Consider the following 6,099-nt stretch of genomic DNA (forward strand, 5'->3'; position numbering starts at 1 on the left):
AGCGGCCACCACCTGAGCCGCACCCAGTGGGGTGTCCTCCGCTTCGGCCTACGGCCTACGCTCCAGACACCCCACGGGCTCATACAACAAGGGGGTCAATATTCGTGTCGCCGGGTGGGTTAATTTTCATGTCGCTTGACAGTCGTCTGGCGATGCGTCAACATCGCGATGACCAAGGAGCCTTCATTTACATGGAATTGCTAGCTTTCTTACTGCGCGGGCCCGCCACACGGCGCCACCCCCGCCGCGGAGCGGCTTCGTTCAACCAAGACCGGGAAGGTGGCTGTTGATCTCTACCATTCCACCTCCGTAGGGGCGGATTTCGGCCAGGCGGGCGAAGAGTTGTTCAACGGGATGGGACTGGGGCATGGTGACTCCTGGCTGAAGAAAGGAAACAGCGACAGCATGCCTGACCTTGGGGGCAGAGGAGAACGTGGCACCAACTCGCTGCGCAAGTTGATAGGGTCTCCCACTTCAAGTTGCAGCGGCGAGACTTCCATTCAGGCCTGATGAGGTCGACCGATTGTTGGGGGTTCGAAAGTCGACATTGATTTAGGAAGTCTGAGTATTTGGCATCCTGCCCCGATGGCTCATCTCGGGAGAGTCCGCCGTCTGGTCCGGCTGTTCCCATGCGACTGGTGGCGGGCCTTCAGCTTCGCAAGCGCACCTTCAATCTGTCAGACGAACAGGTGGTGATGCGCTGGCCGACTATCAAAGGCTCTTCTTGCTCGCCCCTTGCGACTCTGATCCCTGCGGCCCCTTCTCCGCCATCATGACCCCGATCCGTTCCCCAATCTTGTCCGCTGCCTCATGAGCCGCCTCGTCGATCAGGTGCGCGTATCGCTGGGTCGTCTGTGTGGACGTATGCCCCAGAAGTTCGCCAATCTGGGCAAGGTTGTACCCAGCTCCAACGGCGACCGATGCAAAACTATGCCGCAGATCGTGGATACGGAGATCAGGGCATTTCGCCTCGACTCGAACGACCTGCCACATCTTGGCCGGGGATTGTATGCCCGTAAGGGTGCCCGATGTCCTAGGCAGTGAGTCCAGCACCTCCATCGCGGCGGAATTGAGCTGGATCACCCGATCATGTTGAGTCTTTCGACCAGTCTTGTGCTGCTCAGGAGGAAGCACAAGTTTCGTCCCCTTCACTTGATCCCAACGGGCTGAGGCGATCTCACCTAGGCGGGCACCGGTCAGGATCAGCAGCTTGATGAAGGCGACTGCGGGTAGGTTCGAGGTCTTCAGTCCATCGTGCCTAGTCAAAGCCGCCGCGATGCGAGCAACCTCCTCAGGCGTCGCGTATCTGCGACGTTTCCTCTCTCTGTTCTTCTTTACACCGTTGCACGGGTTCGAATCGATCCATTTCAAGGGACCGGCAGCAAGATTGAACATCACCGACAGAAGGGCCAAGAAGCGGTTCGCAGCCACAGGCGACTTGATGGATTTGTGGATATCGTCGATCGCCTGGAAGTTGAACTCCGACAACTTCCAGTTCATCTTGGCGCGATGGGGCGGGGTCCGGCTGGGGTGTTTCTCTCCGCTGAACCAATAAGACCATATCCGTAGATCTTCGCTTGCAGACTTCTTGTCCGACCCACCCCGGGTCCGGAACTCTTTCCATAGATCCAAAAGGGTCGACTCATCCCGGGCATCCTGACGAGCCTTCGAGGGGTCTCCACCATTCACAACCTCCGCCAACATCACCTGGGCCGTCTTCCGGGCTTGGCTCAAGGTGATCGTCCCGTAGTCCCCGATCTTGGGTTTCCGCTGAGCCCCGGACCTCGTGCGGTAGTAAACATAGAAGGACATCCGCCCCTCGAATACCCGGAGGTGCAACCCACGGATCTTGGCGTCCCACAGAGTGTCACCAGGAATAGCAGACCGGATGTTGTCCTCGTTCAAGTCCCGACGCTCTTCCTGCTCCACTGGTAGCACACTGGTAGCAACCGCCCGTGACTTCGCCATACCATCACCCACATCAAGTTACCTGAAATCAATATAGAATGACCTTACCAGACTCCGGGTGACATCAGAAAATCGGTTTCGTAATCAGCAGGTCGCAGGTTCGAATCCTGTAGTTGGCTCCAGAAGATCGCCCCTGAAAACCTTGTGTTTTCAGGGGTTTTCTCTATCTGACCCGAGGCTGTCGATGAGCTGGCAACCCCCGTCCGGGTGGTTGAAAAGACCCCAAAATCGACCCCGAAGAGTGCAATAGAGGTGCACAAATTTTAGCCCGAATCCCATTGGAGTATAAGGGTTTCCGGGACCTAAACCCTTGAAGAAAGTGCACAGCCCTCCCGGGCTGCGCAAGCCGTCCCCCAGGACTGCCACCAGACTAAAATGACCACAACTCCCCACCCGCTCCCGCAAGAGCACACACTGACAAGAACTCACGTGTCCGTTCACCCCGCCAGGGGCTCCCCGCAGGGCCTCTGCCAGAAGCTCCCGAGTCCAGCCCAGGTTCTCCCGCAAGGCTGGCTGAATGACCCGTTGAATCTGCAAGGCGACTTTCGACGGCCCCATGTCGCCCAGGCTCACCAGGGTTACATTGTCGATTTTCGACGGCTCGCCATCGCCGTGCTCTGCGTCTCCCCAGCTCGGATATTCCCAGCCGGGAGGGTTCGGGGGGGGCCAGTCTTGCGCCAAGGTCCCAGGCTGGGCGCTTCCTCCTTTTCAGGTGTCCACGTCTGTCCCTTCGACCGCCTGCCCACAAAAGGCAGCACCCCGAGATCGCCTGATCTTCCAGGCTTCCGAGGTGCTGGTTGGTGCGTTTTCCGCTTTGGCTGCGGATCAGAGGTATCGGGCGGCTCTGGATCTAGCCCGGCTGTAGGCTTCATCATGGCCATCGCTCACAGCAAACACATGGATTTCCTGGTGTTTCACCGTGTAGACGATCCGGCCTTGCGGCCTGTTCTCTGTCGGGGTTGCGTAGAAATCCCAGCTCCAGGCCCCCACCAACCTTCCATTCTTTGGCTCTCCTTTTTTTGGCTGCGCCTGAAGATCTTCCAGGGCATCAAGGGCGTACGCCCTGGCCTCCGTGTTCATCTTCTCGATGTCTCTCCGCGCCTCTCCAGAAAGCACCAGGTCGGTTCTTCGCCTAGCTATCATTTCTCAAAGGCCCCGCTGTCTATCAGGTCAAAGAAAGCCCGCAATCCCTTCTTGGTCTTGATGCGCCACTGTTCTCCAAACTTGGCATCGTAATGGTATTCAAGGCCTGCGGGCATTTCCCGGGGAAGTCGCACGGTCACCATCTTCGGCCGTGCGGGGTTCGGCTTCGCTGTCTGTGTCTTCTTGGGGGTGGGCATGAACGCGCCTCCATTCCCATCATCGGCTTTTTCCCGGGGTTCCTCAAGCGCCCTTGAAGGCCTCCAGGACCTCCGCCCCTCGCTCCCGGTGATTCTCTGGAATCTCCAGGAAGGACAGGGCGGCGGCGCTCGGTACAAATCGAAGCATGGCCCGCCATGCTCCCCGCGTGTCAGCGGGCACAGTGTCGGCCAGCTCTGCCAGGATTTCGGGGGTTGGGGTTCCGGCCTCCAGGTGCTGGGCCAGCTTGGCCTTCAAGTGCTCAATGTTCATGGGCTCTTCCTGCTCCTCTTCGGACTCTTCCACTTCTGCGATTTTCCGGGCCAACTCCAGCCAGGATACCGGCCTGCGCGACGACAATTACGGCTGTGCATCGCATTCCGAATTGACGCCGCCCACCGGCCCGGTCTCGGTCTGGATGATGGGGTCTTTGATTGCCTTCCACCAGCCCGCCAGGGATCCGGATCCCATGGCCTGGGCGCTCATCCAGGCGGCCCCGGCTTTCACCAGGCCTCCCAGCGTCTCAGGCCCGCCCAGGGCGGCCACGATTTCCCCCACAATACTGCTGCTCTCCGGGGCGCTTTCGATGTCCCTGATTTTCAGCTCATAGCTATACCGGGTGTCCCGCTCGGCGTCCTTGTAACCTTCAATCGCTGGTCCTGGGTCTTCAATTCCAAATGTCGGGCTTGATCTTCAGCCCTGTTCTCGGTTGTCATTAGCATGGGTTTCTCCTTGGGTGGCCTTAGCAACCAAAAGCATCGGCAACGATGCCTTCCCAGGCGAAACCCGCCTCTTTCAAAGACCCTTGGGATGCCTAAGCACCCCAGGGGTCCTACCTACAGGGCATTTGTCCGAATCGGAAATCCCTTCGGGCCCCCTTCCTGCCGCCCCAGAACGTCTCAGCCCTTCACCCGTGCAAATCCAGATGACCATGGCGATGCCACGATAGGGCGGGGTGTCATCCCGGTCAGGGGGTGGGCGCCATGTCGAAGGCCCAGCCCTCCAGGTCATTGGCGAGAATGACCTTGTCCCAGCCGTAGCTCCGGATCCTCTCGCGCGGCGCGCAGGATGCGAGGTCTTCGGCCCGCTCCCTCGTCATGCCCTTGGCGTGGATCGTGAGGATGGTGAAGCGGTCGATCCGGCTCTGGGTGGCCGTGTAGGGCTCCTGGTCCCGACTAACCAGATAGAGGCTGACGGACTGGACGAGAGATGCCTGGATCTCCGTCATCTCGCACTTGAAGGCGGCGATCTGCCGGATAGTCTCCGCGGCCAGGAGGCCCCGCAGGCTCTTCACATCAGGTGCCTTCGGTTTGGCACTCCCCCCCTGGGGGCGAGCCGGTGCCGCGGGAGGGGGGACCGCCACGGGCTTATCTGTAACGCAGGCCAGAATGGGCCCCAGGATGATCAGGGCGGTAAGGGGGGACTTCAGGAAAGCCATGCACAGCTCCAAGACCAGAAATCGGGCGTTTGTCCCCACCCTCTTGGTGTACCACGTATGCCACAGATTCGCGGAAACCTGCGCCAATTATTATTCAACAATCGGCGGACTCCAATCCTAAAGGGTTCCTTCCACTGCAAGAGGGGGAATCACTGGGATACAGGCTTTGTATCATCCAGCTTGAAGGACTCGAATGCCTCGGCTCGATACGTCTTCAGATTGCTATGAATGAAGATGATTTTCTGAAAACCGAGCTTTCGCCAATCGGTGGCATTGGCATTCAGGTACCGAAGCACAGATGGCTTGGTCCAATTGGTGGTGGGACGAACAACCAGAATGGTGTCCATTTGTTTATCAACGGCCTTGCAGTGGACATTATTATCCTCGGCCCCGGGCTGCTTATGCAGATGAGCATAGTCACGGGCCGCCTGATTCACCTTTGTTTTCTCTTCAGCCCAAGCCACTCGTGCCTTAACCGGATTCTGTCCAGGAACCTTGGCATAGGCGCTTGCCACAAGCATAAATGCAACTATGAGCAACCTCTTCATGTAACCCCATTCCATTCGAGAAACCAAGATCGAATAGTAGAACTGGTATCCCACCAAGACAACCGGATCATGACTTCCAGCACACCCGACCATCCCTGTACAAGACCAGGGAGGCCATTTCTGGCCCCCCCGCTCAACCCAACCCGCCCCCTCACCAGACGATTCCGACGAGGACACTTGCCGCCACTCCAAGGAGAAAGAGCGCGGCCACCCTAGCCATTCCATGCGTCGTGGAAGGAGAAGGTTTCCAGCTCCTTTCAGCAGGGGGCCGGAGTCGGAGCGATCCGGCCTAATTTGCGCGGTAGCTAAAGAAAGGCAGCAGGGAAGAGGCAATAAGCACCAACAGCCCCAGGACTATCAAGGCGACCCCCATCCTGCACCTATTGAAATTCCGGGCTGCATAGGCCAAGGAGGCGAGGGGTCCACTGCCGATCTTCCCAGCTCGATTGTCTTTTGCTGCGATATTCAGGACCAACTGATTCCCGAAGGCCAGAAGGCCAAGCCCAACGACCGAGAGTATGGCTAAAGACCGGAAGTCCATGCAGGCACCTTTCAAGAATGAGCAAGCCAAGGGGGAAAAGCCCCCAGGTCGACAGTGGAAGCGGCTCAGAGGGGGGTGGACAGTAGACGATTCTGGCACCGCCTCCTGCCATTCCACCCTGGAGGATAGCATTTGCGACCAATGCCACAATTACCCCTCCTGCGGCATGGCCCCGGAAATCCAGGCAAAAGGCCCGTTCGTATCCAGTGGACCTGTTGAACGAAGCCGCTCCGCGGCGGGGGTGGCGCCGTGTGGCGGGCCCGCGC

7 protein-coding genes are annotated in these 6,099 nt (G+C 58.8%); all 7 read right to left on the minus strand.

Annotated elements, in window-relative coordinates:
• Positions 1-711: 711 nt before the first annotated feature.
• Positions 712-1,968 carry a site-specific integrase gene (locus HOLFODRAFT_RS0216395; protein WP_005031250.1) on the minus strand — a complete coding sequence of 419 codons (1,257 nt, stop codon included), beginning with the start codon at positions 1,966-1,968 and terminating at the stop codon, positions 712-714.
• A gap of 825 nt (positions 1,969-2,793) precedes the next feature.
• Positions 2,794-3,111: a type II toxin-antitoxin system RelE family toxin gene (locus HOLFODRAFT_RS0216400; RefSeq protein WP_026939415.1), complete on the minus strand. Its 318-nt coding sequence runs from the start codon at positions 3,109-3,111 to the stop codon at positions 2,794-2,796.
• Positions 3,108-3,308, minus strand: coding sequence for a hypothetical protein (locus HOLFODRAFT_RS0216405; protein WP_005031248.1), 201 nt, complete (start codon positions 3,306-3,308; stop codon positions 3,108-3,110). Before HOLFODRAFT_RS0216405 ends, HOLFODRAFT_RS0216400 begins: the two co-directional genes overlap by 4 nt.
• Before the next feature lie 43 nt (positions 3,309-3,351).
• A complete protein-coding gene (locus tag HOLFODRAFT_RS0216410; protein ID WP_005031247.1) occupies positions 3,352-3,579 on the minus strand; it encodes a hypothetical protein in 228 nt (75 codons plus the stop codon).
• A gap of 87 nt (positions 3,580-3,666) precedes the next feature.
• Positions 3,667-3,852, minus strand: coding sequence for a hypothetical protein (locus HOLFODRAFT_RS0216415; RefSeq protein WP_148300519.1), 186 nt, complete (start codon positions 3,850-3,852; stop codon positions 3,667-3,669).
• Positions 3,853-4,273: 421 nt separating this feature from the next.
• Positions 4,274-4,744 (minus strand): hypothetical protein, encoded by a 471-nt coding sequence (locus HOLFODRAFT_RS0216425; RefSeq protein ID WP_005031245.1) that lies wholly within the window; start codon positions 4,742-4,744, stop codon positions 4,274-4,276.
• A 149-nt stretch (positions 4,745-4,893) separates the two neighbouring features.
• Positions 4,894-5,292 (minus strand): hypothetical protein, encoded by a 399-nt coding sequence (locus tag HOLFODRAFT_RS24660; protein ID WP_005031244.1) that lies wholly within the window; start codon positions 5,290-5,292, stop codon positions 4,894-4,896.
• Positions 5,293-6,099: the final 807 nt, after the last annotated feature.

This window comes from Holophaga foetida DSM 6591 (genome assembly GCF_000242615.2).
Taxonomy (GTDB): domain Bacteria; phylum Acidobacteriota; class Holophagae; order Holophagales; family Holophagaceae; genus Holophaga; species Holophaga foetida.

What these genes read in the sequence shown, in the direction of transcription:
- HOLFODRAFT_RS0216395 (WP_005031250.1), bottom strand. Translation starts at nt 1,968, where the DNA reads ATGGCGAAGTCACGGGCGGTTGCTACCAGTGTGCTACCAGTGGAGCAG.
- HOLFODRAFT_RS0216400 (WP_026939415.1), bottom strand. Translation starts at nt 3,111, where the DNA reads ATGATAGCTAGGCGAAGAACCGACCTGGTGCTTTCTGGAGAGGCGCGG.
- HOLFODRAFT_RS0216405 (WP_005031248.1), bottom strand. Translation starts at nt 3,308, where the DNA reads ATGCCCACCCCCAAGAAGACACAGACAGCGAAGCCGAACCCCGCACGG.
- HOLFODRAFT_RS0216410 (WP_005031247.1), bottom strand. Translation starts at nt 3,579, where the DNA reads ATGAACATTGAGCACTTGAAGGCCAAGCTGGCCCAGCACCTGGAGGCC.
- HOLFODRAFT_RS0216425 (WP_005031245.1), bottom strand. Translation starts at nt 4,744, where the DNA reads ATGGCTTTCCTGAAGTCCCCCCTTACCGCCCTGATCATCCTGGGGCCC.
- HOLFODRAFT_RS24660 (WP_005031244.1), bottom strand. Translation starts at nt 5,292, where the DNA reads ATGAAGAGGTTGCTCATAGTTGCATTTATGCTTGTGGCAAGCGCCTAT.